The sequence below is a fragment of the Kitasatospora sp. NPDC022785 genome (genome assembly GCF_055561295.1).
This window is the reverse complement of record NZ_JBVHHB010000002.1, coordinates 308,132-333,416: the sequence shown is the minus strand read 5'-3', so window position 1 is coordinate 333,416 and position 25,285 is coordinate 308,132. Positions and strand designations below refer to the sequence as shown.

General features: G+C 71.8%; 24 protein-coding genes and 1 riboswitch. Of the genes, 16 read left to right on the top strand and 8 right to left on the bottom strand.

The window, feature by feature from the left end:
* Positions 1-107: 107 nt before the first annotated feature.
* Positions 108-560: a DUF3995 domain-containing protein gene (locus tag ACZ3YO_RS04790; RefSeq protein WP_465564845.1), complete on the bottom strand. Its 453-nt coding sequence runs from the start codon at positions 558-560 to the stop codon at positions 108-110.
* Positions 561-698: 138 nt separating this feature from the next.
* On the opposite strand from ACZ3YO_RS04790, the gene ACZ3YO_RS04785 reads away from it, so the two are divergent.
* Both ACZ3YO_RS04785 and ACZ3YO_RS04780 read left to right on the top strand, forming a co-directional pair.
* A complete protein-coding gene (locus ACZ3YO_RS04785; protein ID WP_396321657.1) occupies positions 699-1,217 on the top strand; it encodes an RNA polymerase sigma factor in 519 nt (172 codons plus the stop codon).
* A complete protein-coding gene (locus ACZ3YO_RS04780) occupies positions 1,205-1,693 on the top strand; it encodes an SRPBCC family protein (protein WP_465564841.1) in 489 nt (162 codons plus the stop codon). Before ACZ3YO_RS04785 ends, ACZ3YO_RS04780 begins: the two co-directional genes overlap by 13 nt.
* Before the next feature lie 171 nt (positions 1,694-1,864).
* Here the strand turns inward: ACZ3YO_RS04780 and ACZ3YO_RS04775 are convergent, their stop codons facing one another.
* Positions 1,865-2,293, bottom strand: coding sequence for an ArsR/SmtB family transcription factor (locus tag ACZ3YO_RS04775; protein WP_465564839.1), 429 nt, complete (start codon positions 2,291-2,293; stop codon positions 1,865-1,867).
* A gap of 82 nt (positions 2,294-2,375) precedes the next feature.
* Positions 2,376-2,567: riboswitch (cobalamin riboswitch) on the top strand.
* A 33-nt stretch (positions 2,568-2,600) separates the two neighbouring features.
* Between ACZ3YO_RS04775 and nicT the strand changes: the two genes are divergently transcribed.
* Positions 2,601-3,854 carry a Nickel transporter NicT gene (gene nicT, locus ACZ3YO_RS04770; RefSeq protein WP_465564836.1) on the top strand — a complete coding sequence of 418 codons (1,254 nt, stop codon included), beginning with the start codon at positions 2,601-2,603 and terminating at the stop codon, positions 3,852-3,854.
* 22 nt (positions 3,855-3,876) lie between these two features.
* Here nicT and ACZ3YO_RS04765 read toward each other — a convergent pair whose 3' ends face one another.
* Positions 3,877-4,773, bottom strand: a complete 897-nt coding sequence (locus tag ACZ3YO_RS04765; protein ID WP_465564833.1) for an EamA family transporter — start codon at positions 4,771-4,773, stop codon at positions 3,877-3,879.
* A 139-nt stretch (positions 4,774-4,912) separates the two neighbouring features.
* Here ACZ3YO_RS04765 and ACZ3YO_RS04760 point away from each other — a divergent pair, with 139 nt between their 5' ends.
* Complete coding sequence (locus ACZ3YO_RS04760; RefSeq protein WP_396321652.1) at positions 4,913-5,485, top strand: helix-turn-helix domain-containing protein; 573 nt, start codon at positions 4,913-4,915, stop codon at positions 5,483-5,485.
* Positions 5,486-5,580: 95 nt separating this feature from the next.
* On the opposite strand, the gene ACZ3YO_RS04755 is transcribed toward ACZ3YO_RS04760, so the two are convergent.
* The 3 genes from ACZ3YO_RS04755 to ACZ3YO_RS04745 all read right to left on the bottom strand — a co-directional run bounded on the left by ACZ3YO_RS04755 (position 5,581) and on the right by ACZ3YO_RS04745 (position 8,291).
* Complete coding sequence (locus ACZ3YO_RS04755; RefSeq protein ID WP_465564829.1) at positions 5,581-5,862, bottom strand: type B 50S ribosomal protein L31; 282 nt, start codon at positions 5,860-5,862, stop codon at positions 5,581-5,583.
* Between the two features lie 38 nt (positions 5,863-5,900).
* Positions 5,901-6,065 carry a 50S ribosomal protein L33 gene (gene rpmG, locus ACZ3YO_RS04750; protein ID WP_405365933.1) on the bottom strand — a complete coding sequence of 55 codons (165 nt, stop codon included), beginning with the start codon at positions 6,063-6,065 and terminating at the stop codon, positions 5,901-5,903.
* Between the two features lie 366 nt (positions 6,066-6,431).
* A complete protein-coding gene (locus ACZ3YO_RS04745) occupies positions 6,432-8,291 on the bottom strand; it encodes a DNA/RNA helicase domain-containing protein (RefSeq protein ID WP_465564826.1) in 1,860 nt (619 codons plus the stop codon).
* A gap of 291 nt (positions 8,292-8,582) precedes the next feature.
* Between ACZ3YO_RS04745 and ACZ3YO_RS04740 the strand changes: the two genes are divergently transcribed.
* Entirely contained in the window at positions 8,583-10,679 is a 2,097-nt protein-coding gene (locus ACZ3YO_RS04740) for a DUF2075 domain-containing protein (protein WP_465564824.1), read from the top strand.
* Between the two features lie 150 nt (positions 10,680-10,829).
* Here ACZ3YO_RS04740 and ACZ3YO_RS04735 read toward each other — a convergent pair whose 3' ends face one another.
* On the bottom strand, positions 10,830-11,633 hold the full coding sequence (locus ACZ3YO_RS04735; RefSeq protein ID WP_465564821.1) for a DUF3800 domain-containing protein: 804 nt from the start codon (positions 11,631-11,633) through the stop codon (positions 10,830-10,832).
* 200 nt (positions 11,634-11,833) lie between these two features.
* Between ACZ3YO_RS04735 and ACZ3YO_RS04730 the strand changes: the two genes are divergently transcribed.
* The 5 genes from ACZ3YO_RS04730 to ACZ3YO_RS04710 all read left to right on the top strand — a co-directional run bounded on the left by ACZ3YO_RS04730 (position 11,834) and on the right by ACZ3YO_RS04710 (position 16,134).
* Complete coding sequence (locus tag ACZ3YO_RS04730; protein WP_405365934.1) at positions 11,834-12,940, top strand: M24 family metallopeptidase; 1,107 nt, start codon at positions 11,834-11,836, stop codon at positions 12,938-12,940.
* 85 nt (positions 12,941-13,025) lie between these two features.
* Positions 13,026-13,589 carry an elongation factor P gene (gene efp, locus ACZ3YO_RS04725; RefSeq protein WP_148647556.1) on the top strand — a complete coding sequence of 188 codons (564 nt, stop codon included), beginning with the start codon at positions 13,026-13,028 and terminating at the stop codon, positions 13,587-13,589.
* A gap of 4 nt (positions 13,590-13,593) precedes the next feature.
* Positions 13,594-14,031, top strand: coding sequence for a transcription antitermination factor NusB (nusB, locus tag ACZ3YO_RS04720; RefSeq protein WP_148647555.1), 438 nt, complete (start codon positions 13,594-13,596; stop codon positions 14,029-14,031).
* A gap of 160 nt (positions 14,032-14,191) precedes the next feature.
* The gene (locus ACZ3YO_RS04715) at positions 14,192-15,034 is read left to right on the top strand and encodes a thioesterase family protein (RefSeq protein ID WP_465544050.1); all 843 of its coding nucleotides are present in this window, start codon (positions 14,192-14,194) and stop codon (positions 15,032-15,034) included.
* Between the two features lie 197 nt (positions 15,035-15,231).
* Positions 15,232-16,134, top strand: coding sequence for a hypothetical protein (locus ACZ3YO_RS04710; protein ID WP_465564816.1), 903 nt, complete (start codon positions 15,232-15,234; stop codon positions 16,132-16,134).
* A gap of 245 nt (positions 16,135-16,379) precedes the next feature.
* Here ACZ3YO_RS04710 and bldD read toward each other — a convergent pair whose 3' ends face one another.
* A complete protein-coding gene (gene bldD / locus ACZ3YO_RS04705) occupies positions 16,380-16,883 on the bottom strand; it encodes a transcriptional regulator BldD (RefSeq protein WP_031072501.1) in 504 nt (167 codons plus the stop codon).
* A gap of 329 nt (positions 16,884-17,212) precedes the next feature.
* Between bldD and pyrR the strand changes: the two genes are divergently transcribed.
* Genes pyrR through carB form a run of 6 tightly spaced genes read left to right on the top strand, consistent with a single transcriptional unit; the run spans position 17,213 to position 25,216 of the window.
* On the top strand, positions 17,213-17,836 hold the full coding sequence (gene pyrR / locus ACZ3YO_RS04700) for a bifunctional pyr operon transcriptional regulator/uracil phosphoribosyltransferase PyrR (protein WP_396321646.1): 624 nt from the start codon (positions 17,213-17,215) through the stop codon (positions 17,834-17,836).
* 5 nt (positions 17,837-17,841) lie between these two features.
* Positions 17,842-18,834 carry an aspartate carbamoyltransferase catalytic subunit gene (locus ACZ3YO_RS04695; RefSeq protein ID WP_465544045.1) on the top strand — a complete coding sequence of 331 codons (993 nt, stop codon included), beginning with the start codon at positions 17,842-17,844 and terminating at the stop codon, positions 18,832-18,834.
* Positions 18,831-20,135 carry a dihydroorotase gene (locus ACZ3YO_RS04690; RefSeq protein WP_465544043.1) on the top strand — a complete coding sequence of 435 codons (1,305 nt, stop codon included), beginning with the start codon at positions 18,831-18,833 and terminating at the stop codon, positions 20,133-20,135. Before ACZ3YO_RS04695 ends, ACZ3YO_RS04690 begins: the two co-directional genes overlap by 4 nt.
* Positions 20,132-20,725, top strand: coding sequence for a PH-like domain-containing protein (locus ACZ3YO_RS04685; protein WP_465564811.1), 594 nt, complete (start codon positions 20,132-20,134; stop codon positions 20,723-20,725). Before ACZ3YO_RS04690 ends, ACZ3YO_RS04685 begins: the two co-directional genes overlap by 4 nt.
* The gene (gene carA / locus ACZ3YO_RS04680) at positions 20,722-21,912 is read left to right on the top strand and encodes a glutamine-hydrolyzing carbamoyl-phosphate synthase small subunit (protein WP_465564808.1); all 1,191 of its coding nucleotides are present in this window, start codon (positions 20,722-20,724) and stop codon (positions 21,910-21,912) included. The genes ACZ3YO_RS04685 and carA overlap by 4 nt, the downstream gene beginning before the upstream one ends.
* A complete protein-coding gene (gene carB, locus ACZ3YO_RS04675) occupies positions 21,905-25,216 on the top strand; it encodes a carbamoyl-phosphate synthase large subunit (protein ID WP_465564805.1) in 3,312 nt (1,103 codons plus the stop codon). Before carA ends, carB begins: the two co-directional genes overlap by 8 nt.
* The last annotated feature ends 69 nt before the right edge of the window (positions 25,217-25,285 follow it).

Genomic DNA, 25,285 nt, shown 5'->3' with positions numbered 1-25,285 from the left:
CGAGCCGCGCCGAGCCGAACAGCCCCGAACCGACCCGGCCTGAGGCTCGGTGGGTCGGCCGAGCCGGTCCGGGCAGGAGCCGTCAGCCGTCCGCCGGACAAGCCGTGTCAGCCGTCCGCCCGCTCGCGGGCGACCGACCAGGCGGCGGCTGCGCCGGCCAGGCAGAGCGGCGTGTAGAGCGCCAGGTTGAGCGCGTAGAAGACCGAGCCGGTGTCGGCTCCGATCCCGGCCGCCCAGACCAGCCCGGCCAGCCCGCGGGCGAGCATCCCGCCGGCCACCGCGCGAGGGCCCCAACGCAGCGCCACCGCGGGCACCCGGTGGGCCAGACCGTCCAGTACGCCGCCCCGGGCGAGTACCAGGGCCGCCCCCGTGAACAGCGCAGCGGCGAGCGGGAGGACGACCGGTGGGGTGAACGGCACGTCGGCGTTGAGCACGGCCTGGGAGAGCGACGCCCGCCCGGCCGCCGGCCAGGTGCTGCCGGTGGCCCAGTAGACGTGCAGCAGACCGTCGGTGGCGAGCACGGCGGCGACGGCGAGGGCGGCGGTACGGCGGCGGTTCATGGTGGTCCCCCAGGGGATGCGACGGTGTGTCACCCGCAGGAGCGGCCCCGCCCGCCGGACGTTCCCGTGGCGAGCGTCACACCGGGAAGTCGCCCGGGCGAGGGAACGTCCGGGCCTCCCGCCGCCTCTGATGCGGATGTGGATGGTCCCGACACCCGAACCGCGAGCGACCTCGCCGCCCTGGTCCGCGCCGCCCAGCGCGGCGACCAGCTGGCGGTGAGCGGACTGCTGGAGCTGGTCACGCCCTATGTCCGCCGGCTCTGCGGCCCGATCGCCCTGGACGACGGCCCCGACGCGACCCAGGAGGCGCTGATCGCCGTCTTCCGCAAGCTGGGCCAGCTCCAGGACCCGGCCGCGCTGTTCGGCTGGGTCCGCTCGATCGCCGTCCGGGAGGCCGTCCGGCACGTGAAGCGGGTCGCCCGCTGCGTCCCGGCCGACCTCTCCGAACTGCCCCGCCCCGGTGATCCGCAGCTGGCCACCGACATCGAGGACGTCCTCGCCCGGCTCAGCCCCGAGCACCGTGCCGTCCTGGTCCTGCGAGACCTGGAGGGCCTGGACGAGCGGTCCACCGCCGACCTGCTGGGCGTGGCGGCCGGCACCGTGAAGTCCCGGCTCTCCCGGGCCCGACTCAGCTTCCGAAGGGCGTGGCAGCAGTGAGCGCGCAGAACCCCTGGCCGGTGGCGGCCTTCGACCCGGTGCGCCGACTGCACGTCATCGCCGCCGTCACCCCCGGCGCCGACGTCCGCGAGACGGTGATCGACGCGCCGTTCGACCAGGTCTGGGCCGTCGCGGCGGACCTGGAGGACGGGCTGCCGCGCTGGCTGCCGGACCTCCGCTCCGTCCGCCTCACCGCGGGCCCGGCGGACGGCCGCGCCGAGGCCCTGGTGGTGGGCCACAGCCGGCTGCGGGCCCGTTTCGACGTCGAGCTGACGCCCGGCTGGTGCCTGATGCGCAGCCGCTTCCTGCTCGGCGGTATGGCCGCCCGCCCCGAGCCGGACGGCACCCGGTTCGCCTTCCTCGGCGCCTTCCGTCTCCCCGCCGCCGGCCTGGTCACCCGCGCCCTGCGGCCCGCCACCGACCCGCTGGCCCGGCGCTCGCTCCGCCGCTTCGAGCGCCTGGTGCGGGAGGTGTGACCCCGGTCGCGGGAGGGGTGACCCCGGTCGCCCGGAACGGTTGATGCCGGCTCAGGAGCCCCCGCCGGCCGGACACGCCCGGAGCGGCCGGTGGCCTCGCCCGGGGTGGTTTCCGGGCGGGTCGGCCGACGGGTGGGTCGGCCGACAGCTGGGTCAGCCGCGGCGGGTGGGTCAGCCGGCCGCAGCGGTGGGCCCGTGCCGGTCGGCCGCGGAGCCGTCGGCGCTGTCGGGCGCCGGCTCGTGGTGCTCGGCGGCGGCGCATTCGTCCAGCAGGGGGCGCATGGCATCGTCCACGAGCCGGTAGCGCACCACGCGTCCGTCCTTGTCCCCGGTGACCACGCCGGCCGTGCGGAGCAGTCGCAGCGCCTGTGAGACGGCGGGGTCGCGCATGCCGGTGGCGACGCCGAGGTCGGTGACGGCGAGCGGACCGGCGCGGTGCAGGGCGAGCAGCAGGGAGAGCCGCCCCGGGTCGGCGAGCAGTGAGAACCGCTCGGCCCAGGACCGGACGTGCCCGGTGTCGCCGATGGCGGCGATGGCCTCGCAGACCCGGTGCCCGTCGATGGTGCGCTGACCCGCGCGGTCGGCCGGTACGAGATGCATGAGGACATTCTCGCAGGCCCCGGTCTGTGATCCTGGACACCTGCGCAGGTGCGCAGCCTTGCAAGGGTGATGCGGGGACCCCTACCGTGTTGCCCGCCGTGGTGCTCGGGAAGACCGGTGACGAACCCTCAGGGGTTCAAGTCCGGAGCGGCCCTCGCCACTGTGATCGGGGGAGTCGTCCGTACCCACGACGCCACTGGGTGCCTCGCGCGCCTGGGAAGGCGGGTACGGAAGCCCCGTCAGCCAGGAGACCGGCCACGGCATCTCACGAACGACTTTCCACGAGGTGCTGGAGCGTGATCTGCAGATGACCGTGCCCGAAACCGCCGCTGCTCCGGCGGCGCCGTCCGTCCTGCCCACTTTCCGCTGGAGGCGGGAGGACACCGTCCGCACGGCCGGGTTGGTCGGTGTGATCCTGGCCATGCACGTGGTGGCGTTCGGGACGCTCATATTCCTGGTCGCCCCGGAGAAGTACGAGGTCGGCACCCAGGTCTTCGGGGTGGGCCTGGGCATCACCGCGTACACCCTCGGGATGCGGCACGCCTTCGACGCCGACCACATCGCGGTGATCGACAACACCACCCGCAAGCTGATGGCGGACGGCAAGCGCCCGGTCTCGGTGGGCTTCTGGTTCGCCCTCGGCCACTCCTCGATGGTGGTCATCATGGCCACCCTGGTGGCGGGCGGCGCGCAGCTGGCCAACACGCTGATGGACGACGAGTCGGCCACCCACCAGTGGCTCGGCGTGGTCGGCACCTCCGCCTCCGGCGCCTTTCTCTACCTGATCGGCGCGCTCAACCTGGCCGCCCTGTTCGGCATCCTGAAGGTGTTCCGCTCGATGCGGGCCGGGCAGTTCGACGAGGCCGAGCTGGAGGAGCACCTCAACTCGCGCGGCTTCCTGGCCCGGGTGCTGAACCGGGCGACCCGCTCGATCACCCGGCCCGGCCAGATGTTCCCGGTCGGCATGGTCCTCGGCCTCGGCTTCGACACCGCGACCGAGGTGACCCTGATGGTGATGGCCGGCTCCGGCGCGGCCTCCGGGCTGCCCTGGTACGCGATTGCCTGCCTGCCGCTGCTGTTCGCGGCGGGGATGAGCCTGTTCGACACGCTGGACGGGACGTTCATGAACTTCGCGTACCAGTGGGCGTTCTCCAACCCGGTGCGCAAGGTGTACTACAACCTGACCATCACCGGGCTGTCGATCGCGGTGGCGTTCATCATCGGCACCATCGAGCTGGTCGGGGTCCTGCACGAGAAGCTGGACCTCACCGACCCGGTCAGCGGCTGGATCGCGGACATCTCGCTGGACAACGTCGGCTACGCGATCGTCGGGCTGTTCGTGGTGGTCTGGGCGGCGGCGATCGCCTACTGGCGGGTCGCGGGGGTCGAGCAGCGCTGGAGCCCCCAGGCGGTGACGCCGGGCGCGGAGCCGGCCGCCTCGGATGCGGCCGCCCCGCAGGCCGCCGCGTCGGGCGTGGCAGCGTCGAAGGGCACCGCGTCGGAGGTCGCAGCGTCGAGGGCCACCGCGTCGGAGCCGGCCGCCTCGGAGGCGGCGAAGTAGCCCGTGAACCAGCCGGCGTCCGTCAGGCCGCCGCGAGCAGCAGTGTCCCGGCCACGGCGAGCCCGGCGCCGACCACCTGGACGGGGCGCAGCCGCTCCTTCAGTACCCCGCGGGCCATCAGCGCGGTGACCACCGGATAGAGCGAGGCCAGCACGGCGGCCACCGCGGCCGAGCCGCTGTGCGAGGCCATCGCGTACGTGCCGTTGGCGGCGACGTCGGCCACGCCGACCGCGGTGAGCGCGGGGAGCCTGTCCCGCAGGCCGGGCAGGAGCCGGCCACCGCGCCCGCCTTCGCTGTCGCGCCCGCCCTCGCTGTGGCCCCCGCTCTTGCTGCCGCGCAGGCTGAGCAGCAGCGCACCGCCGCCGACGGCGACGTTGCAGAGCCGCTGGACGCAGAGCACCAGCAGCAGCCCGCCGCCGGCGGAGGCGTGCGCGATCAGGGCCATCACCGCGCCGAAGCCGAAGGCGGCGGCGAGGGTGAGTGCCAGCACCCGCCGGGCGGCGGCCGGTCCGCCCCGCTCCGGCCCGCCGGCCAGCACGACGCCGACCACGGCGACCGCGATCCCGGCGGCCTGGCCGAGCCCGGGGCGCTCGCCCAACGCCAGACCGACGCCGACCGGTACCGCGACGCCTAGGGTGGCCAGCGGCGAGACCACGCCCATCGGGCCGAGCGCGAGCGCCCGGTAGAAGGCGAGCATGGCGAACGGGCCGATCACCCCGGCGGCGACGGCGTACCAGAGGGCGGGGGAGGCGTCCGTCCAGCCGCCGGTGGCCAGGACGGCGGCGAGCAGCAGCACGGTGGCGGTCAGCTGGGAGGCGACCACCACGGCCAGCGCCGGCAGCCGGCGGGTCAGCGCGCCGCCGCCGAAGTCGGCCAGGCCCCAGAGCAGGCTGGCGGAGAGGGCGAGCAGGGCGCTCACGGGGCGACCCGGAGGGCTCGCAGAACGTAGGACAGCACAATGCACCCCGCAGTACAGTCGAATGGACTCGTTGCCGAGTGGGCAGCGTAGTCCACTCAACTGAACTATTCGAATCAATATATTGAACTGGACTGACCGCGTGCCGGACCCCGACCTCGTCTCCCAGGCCCTCGCCCGGAACCTCAAGCGTGTACGTGCCGAGCGCGGCCACACCCTCGATGCGCTCGCCGCCCGCTCCGGCGTCAGCCGGGGCATGATCGTCCAGATCGAGCAGGACCGCACCAACCCGAGCGTGGCCACCGTGGTCCGGCTCGCCGACGCGCTCGGCGTCTCGATCGCCCGGCTGCTCGACTACGACGAGGGTGCGGGCGTCCGGATCGTCCCGGGCGACCAGGCCGTCCCGCTCTGGACCGGGCCGTCCGGCGGCACCGGCACGCTGCTCAACGGTGTCGAGGCGCCCGGACCGCTGGAACTGTGGGCCTGGCGGCTGGAGCCGGGCGAGGGCTACGGCTCGGAGCCGCACCCGGCGGGCACGGTGGAGATCATCCGGGTCGAGGAGGGCGAGCTGACCCTCGTCCACGGCGAGCGCGAACACCTGGTGCCGGCCGGCAGCACCGCCTCCTTCGACGCCTCCTACGCCCACGCCTACCGCAACGCGGGGACCGCCGCCGTGCGGCTGACCATGGTGGTCTCCGTCCCGCCACCGCGCTGAGCCGCCCGCGGGCGTGAGGCGCGGACGTGAAGCGGCGCCCGACCGGCCCTCGAGGGGTCGGCCGGACGCCGCTTCGGCGTTTCGCGAGGACGAGCTCAGTTGTGCCGGTCGCCGTACCGCCGACGGAACTGCTCGACGCGGCCGGCGGTGTCCATCGCGCGGGACTGGCCGGTGTGGAACGGGTGGCTCGCCGAGGAGATCTCGACGTCGACCACCGGGTAGGCGTTGCCGTCCTCCCACTCGACCGTCCGGTCGCCGGTCGGGGTCGAGCGGGTCGGGGTCGAGCGGGTCAGGGTCGAGCGGGTCAGGAACGCCAGGCCGCCGACCTTGTCGCGGAAGACGACCGGGCGGTAGGCGGGGTGGATGCCGGGCTTCATGGCGGGGCTCCTCTCGGGTGTGCGGGCGGGGTCCGGAGTCAGCGCTCTTCGCGGAAGTCGACGTGCTGCCGGGCGGCCGGGTCGTACTTGCGCAGCACCATGCGGTCCGGATCGTTGCGGCGGTTCTTGCGGCTCACGTACGTGTAGCCCGTCCCCGCCGTGGACCTGAGCTTGATGATCGGGCGAAGTTCGCTGCGGGCCATGACTGTCCTCCTGGTGGGTTCTCGGGGCGGTTCGGCGTCGGCCCGAACCGCACTCCGCAATGGGAGTCATTTTCATGTGGTCCAACACGGCCTCCCCCCTGCCCATTCCCGGCCCCCGCCGCGGCCCGTTCCAGGGCCTGAATTCCGGACCACCACGGAGCCCCTCCCCATGGCACTCCCCGACCGTATGCTCTCCCGCAGCAACGCCCTCCCCCTGCTCGTCACCGGGCCGGCCACCACCTCGCCCCTGGTCTCCCATCTCTGCCAACGGCCCGAGACTCCTCGGCCCGCCTACCGCCCGGGCCTGACCACGTCGCGAGCCCCCGCGCAGGAAGTCGGCCGGCCCGACTTCCTGCGCGGGCGTGGTCAGCCTCCGGCGAGCTCGCGAAGCTTCTGGCGTGTCTCCTTGTCCGTCGACGTGATGACCGTGCCGATCATGCCGCGGGTGAGAAGCACCTTGTAGGTGTTACGGATCAGCCGGCCGACCTCCGCGTCGGACGTTGCTTTGGTGAAGATCGGATCCTTGGACGCCGTCCGGTTCGTGACCCACTGGTCGTCGCGCCAGACGAGGTCGGGGCCGAGGATGACGCCATTCCAGTCGTACTCGAAGCCCTGGGCCGTGTACACGCAGCCGACCTGGCCGAAGCCGCCCGGGTCGGTGGCCCAGAGGGTCGCCGGCGGTGCGCCGTCGACCGACCGGTCGCCATACACGTTCCAGGGACGGGACCAGTCAGCGATGACCACGTCCTCGGGAAGGGGCTCGCCGGGCTTCGGCTTCTTGGTCCACTTCCAGCAGTATCCGGCGGACATCCGGGCGCCGAAGCCCTCGTCCCGCTGCAGCTGGAGCAGGGCCTCCAGCTCGAACGGAGAGTCGACGACTCGGAGTTGCATCCGGTCATCCGGCTCCCAGGTCGTCGGCCCGTCGCCCTCCAGCCCGAGAAGCCGCACCACCCACTGCAAGTACGCCTCGCTCCCACCGCAGCGGAACTGGCCGTCCAACGGAACGACCTGGCAGGACAGGCCCTTGGCGGCGGCCGCCTTCCGGATCTCCTCGACGGTGCCCATCTCGCCGGGGCGCACGACCTGGTGTTCGTCCAGCAGGAAGACCGGGACACGGGCGGCATCGATGAGCTCGTCGACCTGAGGTGTGTCGCTGCGGTCGACCGCGCGGGTGTAGCGGTTGGCCGACGTTTTCCGGAGCCGGTGCGCCTCGTCGCAGATCAGCACGTCGAGGCCGTTCCGCTCCGCCGTCATGAAGCTGTTGAAGTACTTGAACAACTGCTTCACCTCGGGCTTTCGCGCCCCGGCGACCTTGCGCATGGTCGTGGTGAACGACTGGGAGCCCGTCGCGTGCAGGGCCCGGTGCCCGTCCCGGTACAACTCGCCGAGCAGAGAGAGTGCAATGACGCTCTTCCCGCTCCCAGGCCCGCCGGTGATCACCACGACTTCCTTGTGATCGGACTGACGAGCCCTGCGCACGGCGCGCATCACCAGCTCGAAAGCCTCGCGCTGCTCGGCCAGGAGGACGAACTGCTCGCGGTCCCGCACCTCCGCGGCGGCCACGGACATCAGCTGCCGCGAGGGCTGGATCCTGCCGGCGAGCAGGGCATCGGCTGCGGCGGCGCCCGATTCGGGAGCGAGCAGGGTGTTCAGGTACTCGATCAGCTTGCCCCGACTGCTGCCGGTGAACAGGCTCCCGCTCCGGTCCTGCTCAACCTCGTGCAGGCCGGACACGCCGAAGGCGGTGGCGTTGTGAAGGTAGGCGATTCCCGAGACCAAGCGCTCGTGGCCCTCAAGCGCGCCGTTGAAGTCACAGAGGTAGCGCACGTAGGAGCGGACCTGCTCGACGGGGTTGAGCACTGCGCGGGGGTAGGCGTCGACCCGGCAGAGCAACGGCGCGCCGTCCTCTGGTTCGGCACTCGACCACTGCTTGAGTTCCACCACGACGTAGGAGGGCTCGCCTGACGCTGGGTGCACCCCGGCGAGAACGGCGTCGGCACGCTTGCTGCTGAGCGGAAGTGCGTACTCGATCAGCATCTCGACGGCGCCTAGGCCCGCGTCCTTCAACGCGGTGGCGAGGACGGGCAGGCTGCGCTCCCAGGACCGGACCTCGGACGAGCTCGCCCGATGGCCGTAGGCGTGGACGAACTGTTCCGCCAGGCGCGAGGACAGCGTCCCGGCAAGGTGCTCGGTGGCTACCGCGTCGGCGGTGGCACGAAACAGCAAGACTTCCCCCAGGCAGCACGAAGTAGACGTGGCGCGGGTGGGGGCATGTCCTCAGTGACTCCAGCGGTGTGAGGAGGCTGGAGCGGAAGCCCGGCGGGCCGCGGCAAAGGCGTGATCAACACTATCGCGCAGGAGTGTCAGCCCCGGGGGGTACTGAACGGTCTCGGGCGGCAGCGGAGTTCCGTCCACCGGTTCGACCGCGTACCATGACGCCGTCCAATGCGGCCCGACGGGCTTCCGAGCCGGATATGCCCCCACCCGCGCGAGTCCCTCGTGTTTCGGTGGCCATCCGTGCTCCTGCTCCAGCTTCCTGCCCACGATCTTCTGCGCCTGCATGAGCGGGGGCTGCTGATCAGCCACCTCTCACAGCGGCACGTACTGTTCAAGAACAGGCCGGTCGGCTCGGGCGAGCAAGGAGCGTGGGAGGCAAGCCTGATCGAACTCGCCAAGGACCTTGAGGCGGTGGGGCGGGGCGAGGTACGGATGTTCGTCGAGTACGAGCCGACCACCACGGACGGATCCGAGGCGCCACCCATCGACGTCGTACTGGTCGGACGCTACCCGGGTACCGACAGGGACTCGGTGCTGATCGTGGAACTCAAGCGCTGGAGTGCGGCGACGCGAAGTGCCGCTGATCCCGAGAAGGTGGACGTTCCAGGAATCGGCGGCCCGAAGAAGCACCCTGTGGATCAGGTCAGGAGGGCATACACGTACCTCATGGAGCCCGGCGGCGCACTGCACGGTCTTCCGATCGAGGTGGCCGGCTTCTCCTACCTGCACAACGCCGATGACTCGGACGTGGAGGATCTCCTGGGTTCCCCCCGTGCCACCGGCGGCGACGGACTCTACTTCACCGCGGACAGCCGTGAGGACCTGCGCAGGCTTCTGCTTCAGCGATTCGGGGAGGGTGACACCGAGGCCGCCGCGGACCGGATGCTCCAGCGCATCGGTATCCGTAACACGCCGCTGCTGGAGGTGATGACGAAGTCTCGCGGAGAAGACACGGTGTTCACTCTGCGCGGTGTCCAGCAGACCGTGGCGGACCACGTGTTCCGGGACCTGAAACGCATGTACGAGGACGGTTCGCGCGGGAAGTCGGTCATCGTCGTTACGGGCGGGGCCGGGACGGGGAAGAGCGCGATCGCCCTGGAACTGCGCAATCGACTGCTGAACGACCTGTACCGCGTCGGTTACGCCACCGGAGCCAGGGCGTTCGACGCGAACCTGCAGGAGTACCTGGGCATGTCCGATGCGCGGTTCAGGCGTGAGTTCCACTTCTTCAACAGTTTCGTGCAAAAGCCTGTGCCGCTTCTGGACGTACTGCTCTGTGACGAGGCACATCGGCTGCGAAAGACCTCGACCTTCGACGGTCCGTTCGGCCGTCGGCGGCCGGCGGGAGTTCGTCCGCAGGTGGAAGAACTCATCGACGCCGCTCGTGTCACCGTGTTCTTCCTTGACGAGGCGCAGAGCCTGCGTCAGGACGAGGTGGGGAGCCGCCGGCTGATCATCGACGCTGCGGCGGGCCTGGGGATAGCCGCGCGGACTTACGACCTTCAGGACTACTACCGGTGCGGAGGGAGCACGCTGTACCGCACCTGGGTATGGGACCTGCTGGGCATCGCCGGAGGAACCCCGAGGCCCTGGGTGCCGGACGGGCTCATGCATGTGGAGGTGGCGGAGAGTCCGTCGGCGCTGGAGGAGATCATCCGGACCGAGGCGGCGGCCGGAGCGAGCGCCCGGATGGTCGCGGGATTCTGCTGGAAATGGAGCGAGGCGCGCGAGGACGGCACGTTGGTGGCCGATGTGCGGATCGGTGACTGGCACCGCCCGTGGAACGCCAAGGGTGAGCAGAAGGAGTTTGCGGACAAGGTGCCGCCGGCGAAGCTGTGGGCCACCCGAACCGAAGGCCTGGGCCAGATCGGCTGCGTGTATTCGGCCCAGGGGCTGGAGTGGGACTGGTGCGGAGTGATCATGGGAGACGATCTCCTGCGCCGGGGCGATCACTGGGTGATGAGGCGCGGGAGGTTCGAGCAGCGTCTGGACGGGGAGGGCTACGAGACCCTGGAGCCGGGTTCAGCCGACTCCCGGATCATTGCGAAGGCCGGAATCGGTTTCGAGCAGCGGGTACGCCACGCCTACCACGTCCTGCTGACCAGGGCCAGCCGGGCAACTGTGCTGTACTCGACCGACCCCGAGACCCAGGAGTTCCTGCGGACCATGGTGCCGTCCGTGGACCTCGATGGGCTCCGGCCGTCGTGGGCGGCATCGCAGGAGGCGCGTCCCGCGCGGGTGCAGCCTCCTCGACGGCGGGAGAGGGCGAGGCGGCGAGCCGCCGTGGTGGCTCAGGACGCAGGGGAGCAACTGTCGTTCGGAGGTTTGGGCGGCTGAGCTTGATTAGCGGATGGCCCGGCGCTTGAATAGGTGCGAGGAGTCCTCGGGTGGGCTGCCGGGACAAGCCAGATGCAGGCGACTGGATCCTTCCACAGCGGCTGTTGTGGTTGCGGCCCCCGGAGCCCTCCCGAGGGCTCCTCCTCGTAGCTACCGGCGACCGGTCGGCTCCGGCCACCAGTGGCGCTTGGTGAGGTACGAATCCTCGCCGATCAGGGTGATTCCGTGACCGAGGAGTTCGCCGGAATCGTGCCGACGGACCAGCTGATGCTTGCAACGCAGCAGGTAGGAGGCGCAGGCGGGGTCATCGGGGGGACCGGTGAGCGCCGTGTTGAGGAAGCCCGCGTGCAGGTCTGCCAGCTGCACGCCGTCGTAGCCTGCCGTGCTCGTCCACGCGGGCGGCCAGCGCAGGAGATGCCAGGGGGTGCTGGTGGCCGACGTGCGGACCTCGTTCAGGTAGGCGACCGAGTCTGCGTGGTCCATCCCGCGGACGTGCCCGAGTCGTACCACGGCCTCGCGGGGGCCTCCGGGCCAGCCGGCCGCAGCGTGTGCGGTCCGCTCCAGCAGCAGTCGGCAGCAGTAGTTGTAGAAGGTGTCCCCGTCCTCGCACAGTCCGGGATCGAGGAAGGCGCTGTCCTTGTGCACCACCACGTGGACGACCTGGACGTCCGGGATCCGCGAGAGCAGCTCGGCGGCGAGTTCTCGTCGGTCCGCCCGCTTGGCCTTGAAGTGCTCGACCCAGTGAAGTGGCTTTTCGGTTCGGATGTCGGCGCGCAGCCCGGCGGCGATGACGCGCATGTGACGCTCCTGCTCCCGGGGGACGAGGAAACCTGTCATGGCGAAGAAATCCGACGCCCTCGGACCGAACCCCCGGTCGCCGGTCTCGTCGACGTAGACGGACAGACCTGCCAGGGCTCCTCTCGCCGTCAGGACGCCCTCCCCGTTCCCCGCCATCCGAGCCCCTTGTGCCCTCGTGGGCCCTGGTCACGGGCCCGCCCTCCGCGCTGTGGCTGTGAACCGGTGCTCCACCCCGGCGCAACGAGATCGTACTGGCCCGAGGACGGGTGGGCGCCCACGCCGACCCCCGGGGCGACACGTGCTCGGGTGGGGGTGCTCGGCGGGCGGAACGGGGTGGGGCTCCGTAGGCTCGACGCATGTCTGATGCGTACGCGGGCCGGCGGGAGCGGCTGAGGGAGCACTGCAGTGCGACCGGGGCCGATGCGGCGCTGATCACCCGGGCGGCGAACGTGCGGTACCTGACCGGGTGCCCGCCGTGCGGGGCGACGCTGCTGCTGACCCGGGAGCGGGTGCTGCTGGCGCTGCCGGACGACCTGCCGCCGGACGACACCGGGGAGCACCTGATCGCGGAGGACGTGACCCAGGTGCCCGTGGCGGCGGGGGCGGACACCGCGCTGGCGGCCGCCGCGGCTGCGGCGCGGCTGCGGGTGTCGGACCTCGCGGTGGAGGAGCACGATCTGACCGTGAGCCGGCACCGGGCGGTGGCGGGCCTGGCCGAGGGGGTCCGGCTGGCGGATCTCGCGCAGGCGGTCGAGCGGCTGCGGGTGGTCAAGGACGAGCACGAGATCGCCGACCTGCGGATCGCGGCCGAGATCGCCGACCAGGCGCTCGGCGAGCTGCTGGAGTCGATCCTGGTCGGCCGGACCGAGCGGCACCTGGCGATGGAGCTGGAGCGCCGGATGATCGACCACGGCGCGGACCGGGCGGCCTTCCCGGTCTCGGTCGGCACCGGCAGCCACTCGGGCCAGCAGGCGCACCAGCCGACCGACCGGCGGGTGGAGGAGGGCGACTTCCTCACCGTGGTGCTCGGCGCGCAGTACCGGGGGTACGGGGTCTCCACGGCGCGGACCTTCGTGATCGGTGCCGCCCCCGCGCCCTGGCAGGTCGAGCTGCACCGGCTGGTCTTCCGGGCGCAGCGGGCCGGGCGGGAGGCGCTCGGGCCCGGGGTCGAGCAGTACGTACCCGACCAGGCGGCGCGGGAGATCCTCCAGGCGGCCGGGCACACCGAGAGCTCGCCGCACCCGGTCGGCCACGGTATCGGGCTGGAGATCCGGGAGGCGCCGCGCCTCGGTCCGTCGGACATGGGTAAACTGGACAGCCGCGTACCGGTCACCGTCGGCCCGGGGGTCCACCTCCCTGGCAAGGGCGGGGTCCGGATCGAGGACACGCTCGTCGTGCGCCCCCTCGAAGAGGGCGGACCCGAGCTGCTCACCATCACCACCAAGGAGCTCCTCGCCCTGTAGACCCGCGGCTGCCCGGGAGGCTGCCGCAGGCGGCAGGACGCACCCCTTGGTTCCTTGACAGCTATATCCAGGAGTAAGTGCGCCCGTGGCTTCCACGAACGATCTCAAGAACGGCATGGTCCTCAAGCTGGAGGGCGGCAAGCTCTGGTCCGTCGTCGAGTTCCAGCACGTCAAGCCCGGCAAGGGCCCGGCCTTCGTGCGGACCAAGCTCAAGGAGGTCCTGACGGGCAAGGTCGTCGACAAGACCTTCAACGCCGGCACCAAGGTCGAGACCGCCAACGTCGACAAGCGCGGCATGCAGTTCTCGTACAAGGACGGCGAGAACTTCGTGTTCATGGACACGGACACCTACGACCAGACCACGGTCGAGCCGGCCGTCGTCGGCGACGCCGCCAAGTACCTGCTGGAGGGCTTCGAGGCCCTGGTCGCCATGTACGAGGGCGCCCCGCTGTACATCGAGCTCCCGGCCTCGGTCGAGCTGACGATCTCCCACACCGAGCCGGGTGTGCAGGGCGACCGCTCCACCGGTGGCTCCAAGCCGGCCACCCTGGAGACCGGCGCCGAGATCGCCGTCCCGCTGTTCATCGTGACCGGCGAGAAGATCAAGGTCGACACCCGCGACGGCAGCTACCTCGGCCGGGTGAAGTAAGTCCGTGTCGGCCGCACGCAGCAAGGCCCGTACCAGGGCCTTCCAGATCCTCTTCGAGGCCGACCACCGCAACGTCGACCCGCTGACCGTCCTCGCGGACTGGGTGGCCCGTGCCCGGGAGCCCAAGCCGGACGAGGGCACCCCGCAGGTCGGCGAGTACACGATGGAGCTGGTCGAGGGTTATGTCCAGCACGCCCGCCGGATCGACGACCTGATCTCGGAGTACGCGGTGGGCTGGACGCTCGACCGGATGCCGATCGTGGACCGCAACGTCCTGCGGCTCGGTGCGTACGAGCTGATCTGGGAGGACGGCGTCCCGGACGCGGTCGTCCTGGACGAGGCCGTCGAGATCGCCAAGGAGTTCTCCACGGATGACTCCCCGGCCTTCGTCAACGGCCTGCTCGCCCGCTTCCTGGAGCTGAAGCCGAGCATCCGCCGGTAGCAGCACCCGACGTTCGGCCGCCGGATCCCCCTCCGAAGGGATCCGGCGGCCGTCGTGCGTTGCGCCCGGGTGGCCTGACGTGGAACCCTACTCGCCAGTAACCTGGTGCGCCGGCGGCCCCGCTCGCCGGCGACCCCGCAGCGAAGGGCAGGCCACTCCCATGACCACGGCGATCCGCAGCGAGTTCGACCAGGGCATCGCCCTGACCCGCCACCCGGACGAACCCGGCCGCTACGACGGCGAACTGGGCTCCGGCTGGCAGATCGGCGGCGGCGTCAACGGCGGGCTGCTGCTCGCCATGGCCGGCCACGCGCTCTCCCTGGAGCACGGCGCGCAGGAGCCGGGCGGCCACGCCGACCCGGTCTCGATCAGCGGCTACTACCTCTCCGCCTCCACCCCCGGCCCGGCCACCGTCCGCACCGAGGTGCTCCGTGCCGGCCGCTCGCTCTCCACCGGCACCGCCTCGCTGAGCCAGGACGGTGTCGAGCGGCTCCGCGTCGTCGCCAGCCACGGCGACCTCGCCGCCGCCGACGGCGAGGTGCGCACCACCGCGCAGCCGCCGCAGCTGCCGCCGCCGGACCAGTGCATCGGCGTCGAGCACGCCCCCAAGGAGCTGATCGCGCAGGCCGCCCTGCTGGAGCGGTTCGACCTGCGGCTCGACCCGGCCACCATCGGCTGGGCGCTCGGGCAGCCCTCCGGCAACGGGCGGATCCAGGGCTGGTTCCGGCTCGCCGACGGCCGCGAGCCCGACCCGCTGCTGCTCCTGCTGGTCGCCGACGCGCTGCCCCCGGTCACCTTCGACCTCGGCCTGCCCGGCTGGGCGCCCACCATCGAGCTGACCGTCCACCTGCGGGCCCGGCCGGTGCCCGGCTGGCTGCGCGTCACCCACGCGACCCGCAACGTGGCCGGCGGCTATTTCGAGGAGGACGCCGAGGTCTGGGACGAGGCCGGCCGGCTGGTCGCGCAGTCCCGCCAGCTGGCCCGGGTGCCGCGCCCGGCGTGACGCGTGACGGCCGTGCCGGGCGTGACGCGTGACGGGCGCGGCGGGGTGGCCGGGGCGGGCCGAAACACCCGCCTCACGTTCGGTTACATTCCTGTGACACGCCGTACGTGTGCGACACGCGGGGTTGGGGAGGACAACGGTCAGCGGTACTACCCGCCGCTGACCTTGATCCGCCCGTCCGCCCCCAGGAGCCCACGATGAGTCGCAACGGCCGCGCCCGCCGCACCCCCGACTGCACCGCCGCCGGCCCGCGCCCCCGCGCGCGGTCGCGGCACGAGCGGGCCGAGCGGCGCCCGGCCGGCGGCGACCAGGCCTTCGTCATCGGTGTCCTGACCAGCGCCGCCGACTTCGAGCGGGCCCGCGCCTGGCGCCTCTCCGACGCGCCCGACTACGCGTCCTACCTGCGGGACACCGCCGAGCTGCTGACGGAGGCCCAGCGCGGCTTCGACACCGTCCGGGCCCGGATGTTCCACCCCCAGGACTTCGAGGAGTTCTGCCTGTTGAACGGCCTCGACCCGGCCGAGCCGGGCGCCCGCGACCGCTACCTCGTCAACCCGCCGCTGCAGACCCAGCTGCTCGCCTACCAGGGCGAGGAGCTGGCCGGCGACTTCGTGCCCCGGCTGGTCCGGGCCCGGGAGAACGGGCTGACCCTGCGCCACGCCGACCTGCTGCTGGACGGCGGGCTGTACGAGGAGCGTGGCCGCGCGGTGCGGGAGGCGTACCAGCGCGGTGCCGAGGTGTTCCGCCGGATGCTGGTGGGCGCCGGTGCCGGGGTGTACGAGCTGCGGCTCGCGGTGGACGCGCCCGGCGGGCGGCTGACGGCGGCCGCCCGGGTGCTGCAGTGGGAGGACGGCGTCGTGCGGATCAACGACGAGGACCTGGAGCTGGTCTGCGCGGTGCTCTGTGCCGGGCTGGCGCGGGAGCTGCCGGGCCTGGCGGTGCTGCACGGCGCGCAGGGCTCGGCGGCCTCCTGCGGGGAGTACCGGCAGACGGCGTGGGCCTGGGCCAGCGGCGGGCAGGACTGGGCCCCGGCCGAGGGTGCGGTGCGGCTGGACGGGGTGGCGGCGGAGCCGGGCTACTCGCTCGGCACGGTCTGCTGAGCCGTCGGCGGGGCCAGGTGGGGTCTCCGGCGGGCCCGTGGCCGTACGGCGGTGCCGGGGTTCGGGGCCGTCGGGCGGTGCCGCGGTTCGGGGCCGTGGCCGTACGGCGGTGCCGCGGTGCGGTCCCCTGGCGCACGGACGCGCGACGGCGCGGGCCCCGGTCCGGGGCGCCGCGCCGTGACGTTTCTGCTGAGCTCCGCCCGTTTCTGAAGGTGAGGGCGGGGCGGAGCCGGTGTGGCGAGCGGTCAGCTCGCCTCCTCCTCGCGCACCGCACGGCGCGCGTCAGGGTTGAGTACACCCCAGGAGATCAGCTGCTCGGTGAGGATCGACGGCGACTGGTCGTAGATCACGGCCAGCGTGCGCAGGTCATCCTGGCGGATCGAGAGCACCTTGCCGTTGTAGTCGCCGCGCTGGCTCTGGATGGTGGCCGCGTAGCGCTGCAGCGGGCCGGCCTTCTCGGACGGGACCTGGGTCAGTCTTTCGAGGTCCAGCACCAGGCGCGGCGGCGGCTCGGCCGCACCACCGGGCGTACCGCCGGGCAGCAGCTCCTGCACCGGCACGCCGTAGAACTCGGCCAGCTCGGCCAGCCGCTGCACGGTGACCGCACGGTCGCCGCGCTCGTACGAGCCGACGACGACTGCCTTCCAGCGCCCCTGGGACTTCTCCTCGACACCGTGCAGGGAGAGCCCCTGCTGAGTGCGGATCGCTCGGAGCTTGCCTCCGAGTTGCTTCGCGTAGTCGCTGGACATTGGTCTCCCCGGACGAGATTGCTTCGCGTTCAGTGGTGGGTCACGGGCGATCGCCGACGTCGTTACCGGTGGGTTCGACGCCCGTCTCGTAACTCACTGTGAGGTTACGTAGAGTGAGGTAGTTGCGTCAAGCCGAATGGGGCAGTCGTGCGAATGGCCCGCATCGGCGGAACGTCCGGGGCGTTAACCCGATGAAGCGGAATGGTGTCGGTCCGTTTGCCGGTGGCCGCGCTGGTACGATGGCCGGAGCCCGCGCCACGTCGGCGGGGGCCATCCCAGACATCCTTTAAGGCCCGTCCCGTGAGGCGGGGAAGGAGGTCCGCTTCGGCATGACCGCAGACCACGAAACCACGCCGCGGCCGCCGCACCAGGTGCTGGACGGCACGGACATCGCCCGGGTGATCACCCGGATAGCGCACGAGATCGTCGAGCGCGCCAAGGGCGCGGAGGACGTCGTGCTGCTCGGCATCCACACCAGGGGCGTCCACCTGGCCCGCCGCCTGCACGCCAGGCTGGCCCAGATCACCGGCCGCGACATCCCGCTCGGCACCCTGGACATCACCATGTACCGGGACGACCTGCGGCTCAAGCCCGCCCGCGCGCTGGAGCACACCGAGATCCCGGGTGACGGCATCGACGGCCGGCTGGTGATCCTCGTCGACGACGTGCTCTTCTCCGGCCGCACCATCCGCGCCGCGCTCGACGCGCTCAGCGACATCGGCCGCCCGCGCGCCGTCCAGCTCGCCGTCCTGGTCGACCGCGGGCACCGCGAGCTGCCGATCCGGGCCGACTACGTGGGCAAGAACCTCCCCACCTCGCTGCGCGAGGCCGTGCAGGTCCGACTCGCCGACACCGACGGCGTGGACGCCGTGCTGGTCGGCGACCGCGACTACGCGGCCCGCTCCTCGCAGGCCCTGGCCTCCCGGCCGTCCGAACCGCACCTCCCGGAGTAACCCGCGTGAAGCGCCACCTCGTCTCCGCCGCCGACCTCACCCGCGACGACGCGCTGCTGATCCTGGACACCGCCGAGGAGCTGGCCCAGCTCTCCGGACGGGCCGTCAAGAAGCTGCCCACGCTCCGTGGCCGAACCGTCGTCAACCTCTTCTTCGAGGACTCGACCCGCACCAAGACCTCCTTCGAGGTCGCCGAGAAGCGGCTCTCCGCCGACGTCATCAACTTCTCCGCCAAGGGCTCCTCGGTCTCCAAGGGGGAGAGCCTCAAGGACACCGCGCTCACCCTGCAGGCCATGGGCGCCGACGCGGTCGTCATCCGGCACCACGCCTCGGGTGCGCCGGCCAGGCTCGCCCAGTCCGACTGGCTGCGCGGCAGCGTCATCAACGCCGGTGACGGCACCCACGAGCACCCCACCCAGGCGCTGCTCGACGCCTTCACCATGCGCCGCCACCTCAACCCCGGCGCCGGCCACGATCTCGCGGGCCGCCGGGTGACCATCGTCGGCGACATCCTGCACAGCCGGGTCGCCCGCTCCAACGTGCACCTGCTCACCACCCTCGGCGCCCACGTCACCTTCGTCGCCCCGCCGACGCTGCTGCCGATCGGCATCGAGAACTGGCCCTGCGAGATCAGCTACGACCTGGAGAGCGTGCTCCCCAAGACGGACGCGCTGATGATGCTCAGGGTCCAGCGCGAGCGGATGAACGCCGCCTTCTTCCCGACCGAGCGCGAGTACAGCCGCCGCTACGGCCTGGACGGCAGCCGGATGGCCCAGCTGCCCGAGCACGCCATCGTGATGCACCCCGGCCCGATGGTCCGCGGCATGGAGATCACCGCCGACGTCGCCGACTCGCCGCGCTGCACCGTGGTCGAGCAGGTCGCCAACGGCGTCTCCGTCCGGATGGCCGTCCTCTACCTGCTGCTCGGCGGCGCCGTCTTCGCCGACGGGCCCGCCGACGCAGCCCCCCGCACCGACTCCGTGGAGACCGCTCAGTGACCACCTACCTGATCCGCAACGCCCAGCTCCTCGGCGGCGCCCCGCAGGACCTCCACCTCGCCGACGGCGTCATCAAGGAGATCGGCACCGGCCTCACCGTCGAGGCCGACATCGACATCGACGCCAGCGGCCTGATCGTCCTGCCCGGCCTGGTCGACCTGCACACCCACCTGCGCGAGCCCGGCCGCGAGGACGCCGAGACGGTGCTCACCGGCACCCAGGCCGCCGCCAAGGGCGGCTTCACCGCCGTACACGCGATGGCCAACACCTTCCCAGTGGCCGACACCGCCGGCGTGGTCGAGCAGGTCTGGCGGCTCGGCCAGGAGTCCGGCTACTGCGACGTGCAGCCGGTCGGCGCCGTCACCGTCGGCCTGGAGGGCAAGAAGCTCGCCGAGCTCGGCGCGATGCACGAGTCCGCGGCCGGCGTCCGGGTCTTCTCCGACGACGGCAAGTGCGTGGACGACGCGGTCATCATGCGCCGCGCGCTGGAGTACGTGAAGGCCTTCGACGGGGTCGTCGCCCAGCACGCCCAGGAGCCGCGGCTCACCGAGGGCGCCCAGATGAACGAGGGCCAGGTCTCCGGCGAGCTCGGGCTCGGCGGCTGGCCGGCCGTCGCCGAGGAGGCGATCATCGCCCGCGACGTGCTGCTCGCCGCGCACGTCGGCTCCCGCCTGCACGTCTGCCACGTCTCCACGGCCGGCTCGGTCGAGATCATCCGCTGGGCCAAGGCCAAGGGCTGGGACGTCACCGCAGAGGTCACGCCGCACCACCTGCTGCTGACCGACGAGCTGGTCCGCTCCTACGACCCGGTCTACAAGGTGAACCCGCCGCTGCGCACCGCCGCCGACGTGCAGGCGCTGCGCAAGGCGCTCGCCGACGGCACCATCGACGCCGTCGCCACCGACCACGCGCCGCACCCGGCCGAGGACAAGGACTGCGAGTGGGCCGTCGCCGCGATGGGCATGGTCGGCCTGGAGACCGCGCTCTCGGTGGTCCAGCAGACGATGGTCGACACCGGCCTGCTGAACTGGGAGGGCGTCGCCGACCGGATGTCGCACCGCCCGGCCCGGATCGGCCGTCTCAGCGGCCACGGACGGCCCGTCTCGGTCGGTGAGCCGGCCAACCTGGTGCTGTTCGATCCCGCGTACCGTGGTGCCGTGAACCCCGACAGCTTCGCCACGCGCTCCCGCAACACCCCCTACCGGGGCCTCGACCTGCCCGGACGGGTGCACGCCACCTTCCTGCGCGGCAACGCCACCGTGCTGGCCGGCGAGCTGGTCGAGCAGGGCGGGCTCGCGTGAGCTCGGTCGCCCTGCTCGCCCAGGAGCAGGCCAGGGTCACCAACTGGCCCGGGTACATCGGCTGGGCCGTCGGCCTGCTGGTCGTCATCGGCCTGGTCTACTGGCTGATGCGCCAGGGCTGGAACTGGCGCCGCACCCTGCAGTCCGGCATCCCGGCGCTCCCCGCCGTGCCGGAGCGTGCCGGGCGGACCATCCTGGAGACCAGCGGCCGGTACCACGGCACCACCACCGCCGGGAACTGGCTGGACCGGGTCGTCGCGCACGGCCTGGGCACCCGCAGCCGCGCCGATCTGACCCTCGGCGACAACGGCCTGCTGGTACGGCGCCCCGGTGACGTCGACCTCTGGATCCCGGCCGAGTACCTGACCGGTGCCCGGACGGACTCCGGGATCGCCGGAAAGGTCGTCCCGTCCGGACTGCTCGTCGTCACCTGGACGCTCCCCCAGCCTTCGGCCGGGGGGACCCCCACGGGCATCGCCCTGGACTCCGGCTTCCGGGCCGACCACCCCGACGAGCACACCGCCTGGGTCGAGGCGATCGCTCAACTCGCAACACGTACGAAGACGAAGACGGAAGAGGCCGCTCCATGACCGCACCTGCCCCCACCACGCAGCGCCAACGGCGGGAGCGTGTCCCTGCCGTGCTCGTCCTGGAGGACGGCCGGACCTTCCGCGGCCAGGCCTACGGCGCCACCGGCGAGACCTTCGGCGAGGCGGTCTTCAACACCGGCATGTCCGGCTACCAGGAGACCCTGACCGACCCGTCGTACCACCGCCAGATCGTCGTGATGACCGCCCCGCAGATCGGCAACACCGGCTGGAACGACGAGGACGACGAGTCCCGGCGGATCTGGGTCGCCGGCTACGTCGTGCGTGACCCCGCCCGCGTGGCGTCCAACTGGCGCTCGCGCCGGTCGCTGGACGAGGAGCTGGCCAACCAGGGCGTCGTCGGCATCAGCGGCATCGACACCCGGGCGCTCACCCGCCACCTGCGCGAGCGCGGCGCCATGCGCTGCGGCATCTTCTCCGGCCAGGGGCTGGCGGACGACGCCGCGCTGCTGGCCAAGGTGCAGCAGTCGCCCGAGATGAAGGGCGCCGACCTCTGCGCCGAGGTCGCCACCACCGAGCCGTACGTGGTGCCCGCGATCGGCGAGAAGAAGTTCACCGTCGCCGCGCTGGACCTCGGCATCAAGGCGATGACCCCGCAGCGGATGGCCGAGCGCGGCATCGAGGTGCACGTGCTGCCGGCCAACGCCACGCTGGAGGACGTCTACGCCGTCCAGCCGGACGGCGTCTTCTTCTCCAACGGACCGGGCGACCCGGCCACCGCCGACCACCAGGTCGCCGTGGCGAAGGGCGTGCTGGAGCGCAGGACCCCGTTCTTCGGGATCTGCTTCGGCAACCAGATCCTCGGCCGCGCGCTGGGCTTCGGCACCTACAAGCTCAAGTACGGTCACCGCGGCATCAACCAGCCGGTCCAGGACCGCACCACCGGCAAGGTCGAGGTCACCGCGCACAACCACGGCTTCGCCGTGAACGCACCGCTGGACAAGGTGAGCGACACGCCCTACGGCCGCGTCGAGGTCTCCCACGTCTGCCTGAACGACGACGTGGTCGAGGGCCTCCAGGCGCTGGACGTGCCCGCCTTCAGCGTGCAGTACCACCCCGAAGCGGCGGCCGGCCCGCACGACGCGGCCTACCTCTTCGACCGGTTCGTCGCGCTCATGCGAGGCGACGACAAGCACAGTGTTGAGCTCATGGAGGGCCAGCGTGCCTAAGCGCACTGACATCAAGTCCGTCCTGGTGATCGGGTCCGGCCCGATCGTGATCGGCCAGGCCGCCGAGTTCGACTACTCGGGCACGCAGGCCTGCCGGGTGCTCAAGGCCGAGGGCCTGCGGGTCATCCTGGTCAACTCCAACCCGGCCACGATCATGACCGACCCGGAGATCGCCGACGCCACCTACGTCGAGCCGATCACCCCGGAGTTCGTCGAGAAGATCATCGCCAAGGAGCGCCCCGACGCACTCCTGCCGACCCTCGGCGGCCAGACCGCGCTCAACACCGCGATCTCGCTGGACGCCAACGGCGTGCTCGCCAAGTACAACGTCGAGCTGATCGGCGCCAAGGTCGAGTCGATCCACAAGGGCGAGGACCGCGAGCTCTTCAAGGGCGTGGTCGAGGCGGTCAACGCCAAGATCGGCCATGGCGAGTCCGCCCGCTCGGTCATCTGCCACACCATGGACGACGTGCTGGCCGGCGTCGACACCCTCGGCGGCTACCCGGTCGTGGTCCGCCCCTCCTTCACCATGGGCGGCGCCGGCTCCGGCTTCGCCCACAACGAGGAGGACCTGCGCCGCATCGCCGGCCAGGGCCTGACCCTCTCGCCGACCACCGAGGTGCTCCTGGAGGAGTCCATCCTCGGCTGGAAGGAGTACGAGCTGGAGCTGATGCGCGACAAGAACGACAACTGCGTCGTGGTCTGCTCCATCGAGAACTTCGACCCGATGGGCGTCCACACCGGTGACTCCATCACCGTCGCCCCGGCGATGACCCTCACCGACCGCGAGTACCAGATCCTGCGCGACATCGGCATCGCCGTCATCCGCGAGGTCGGCGTCGACACCGGCGGCTGCAACATCCAGTTCGCGGTCAACCCCGAGGACGGCCGGGTCATCGTCATCGAGATGAACCCGCGCGTCTCGCGCTCCTCGGCGCTGGCCTCCAAGGCGACCGGCTTCCCGATCGCCAAGATCGCCGCCAAGCTGGCGGTCGGCTACACGCTGGACGAGATCCCCAACGACATCACCGAGCAGACCCCGGCCTCCTTCGAGCCGACCCTCGACTACGTCGTGGTGAAGGTCCCGCGCTTCGCGTTCGAGAAGTTCCCGAGCGCGGACGCCACGCTGACCACCACCATGAAGTCGGTCGGCGAGGCCATGGCCATGGGCCGCAACTTCCCCGAGGCGCTCAACAAGGCGCTGCGGTCGCTGGAGAAGAAGGGCTCGCAGTTCTCCTGGGCCGGCGAGATCGGCGACAAGGACGAGCTGCTGGCCAAGGCGGTCGTGCCCACCGACGGCCGGATCAACACCGTGATGGACGCCATCCGGGCCGGCGCCACCCAGGAGGAGGTGTTCGAGGCCACCAAGATCGACCCGTGGTTCGTCGACCAGCTCTTCCTGCTGGACGAGATCGCCGCCGAGCTGGCCGAGGCCGAGCGCCTCACCCCCGAGCTGCTGCGCCACGCCAAGCGGCACGGCTTCTCCGACCAGCAGATCGGCGAGATCCGCGGCCTGCGCCCCGACATCGTCCGCGAGGTCCGGCACGCGCTCGGCATCCGCCCGGTGTTCAAGACCGTCGACACCTGCGCCGCCGAGTTCGCCGCCAAGACCCCGTACTTCTACTCGTCCTACGACGAGGAGAACGAGGTCGCCCCGCGCACCAAGCCCGCCGTGATCATCCTCGGCTCCGGCCCGAACCGCATCGGCCAGGGCATCGAGTTCGACTACTCCTGCGTGCACGCCTCCTTCGCGCTGGCCGACGCCGGGTACGAGACCGTGATGGTCAACTGCAACCCGGAGACCGTCTCCACCGACTACGACACCTCCGACCGGCTCTACTTCGAGCCGCTCACCCTGGAGGACGTCCTGGAGATCGTCCACGCCGAGCAGCAGGCCGGCCCGCTGGCGGGCGTCATCGTCCAGCTCGGCGGCCAGACCCCGCTCGGCCTGGCCCAGGCGCTCAAGGACAACGGCGTGCCGATCGTCGGCACCCAGCCCGAGGCGATCGACCTCGCCGAGGAGCGCGGCGCCTTCGGCCGCGTGCTGCGCGACGCGGGCCTGCCCGCCCCCAAGCACGGCACCGCCTTCTCCTTCGAGGAGGCCAAGGCGATCGCCGACGAGATCGGCTACCCCGTCCTGGCCCGCCCGTCCTACGTGCTCGGCGGCCGCGGCATGGAGATCGTCTACGACGAGGCCTCCCTCGCCTCCTACCTGGAGCGGCACGCCGGCCTCATCTCCGAGCACCCGGTGCTGATCGACCGCTTCCTCGACGACGCGGTCGAGATCGACGTCGACGCGCTCTACGACGGCACCGAGCTCTACCTCGGCGGCGTCATGGAGCACATCGAGGAGGCCGGCATCCACTCCGGCGACTCCGCCTGCGCGCTGCCCCCGATCACCCTCGGCGGCTACGACATCAAGCGGCTGCGCGCCTCCACCGAGGCGATCGCCCGCGGCGTCGGCGTCCGCGGCCTGATCAACATCCAGTTCGCGCTCTCCGGCGACATCCTCTACGTGCTGGAGGCCAACCCGCGCGCCTCCCGCACCGTGCCGTTCACCTCCAAGGCGACGGCGGTGCCGCTGGCCAAGGCCGCCGCCCGGATCTCGCTCGGCGCCACCATCGCCGAGCTGCGCGCCGAGGGCCTGCTCCCGGCCGACGGCGACGGCGGCACGCTGCCCGCCGACTGCCCGATCTCCGTCAAGGAGGCCGTGATGCCGTGGAGCCGCTTCCGCGACGTGCACGGCCGCGGCGTGGACACCGTCCTCGGCCCGGAGATGCGCTCCACCGGCGAGGTCATGGGCATCGACAAGGTCTTCGGCACCGCGTACGCCAAGGCCCAGTCCGGTGCGTACGGCGCGCTGCCGACCCGGGGCAAGGTCTTCGTGTCGGTCGCCAACCGGGACAAGCGCAACCTGGTCTTCCCGGCCCGCGCGCTGGTCGGCCTCGGCTTCGAGGTGCTCGCCACCGCCGGCACCGCAGAGGTGCTCCAGCGCGGCGGCATCCCGTCCACGCTGGTGCGCAAGCACAGCGAGGGCGAGGGCCCGAACGGTGAGAAGACCATCGTCCAGCTGATCCACGACGGTGAGGTCGACCTCATCATCAACACGCCGTACGGCACCGGCGGCCGCCTCGACGGCTACGAGATCCGCACCGCCGCCGTCGCCCGCGCCGTGCCCTGCCTGACCACCGTCCAGGCCATGGGCGCCGCCGTCCAGGGCATCGACGCGCTGCTGCGCGACGAGGTCGGGGTGATGTCGCTCCAGGAGCACGCCGAGCTGATCAACGCCGGCCGCAGCAAGTAGCACCACCGCAGTGGGGGGCACCGAACCGCCGGGTGCCCCCCACTGCCATGCCCACCCTCCCCAGCCTTC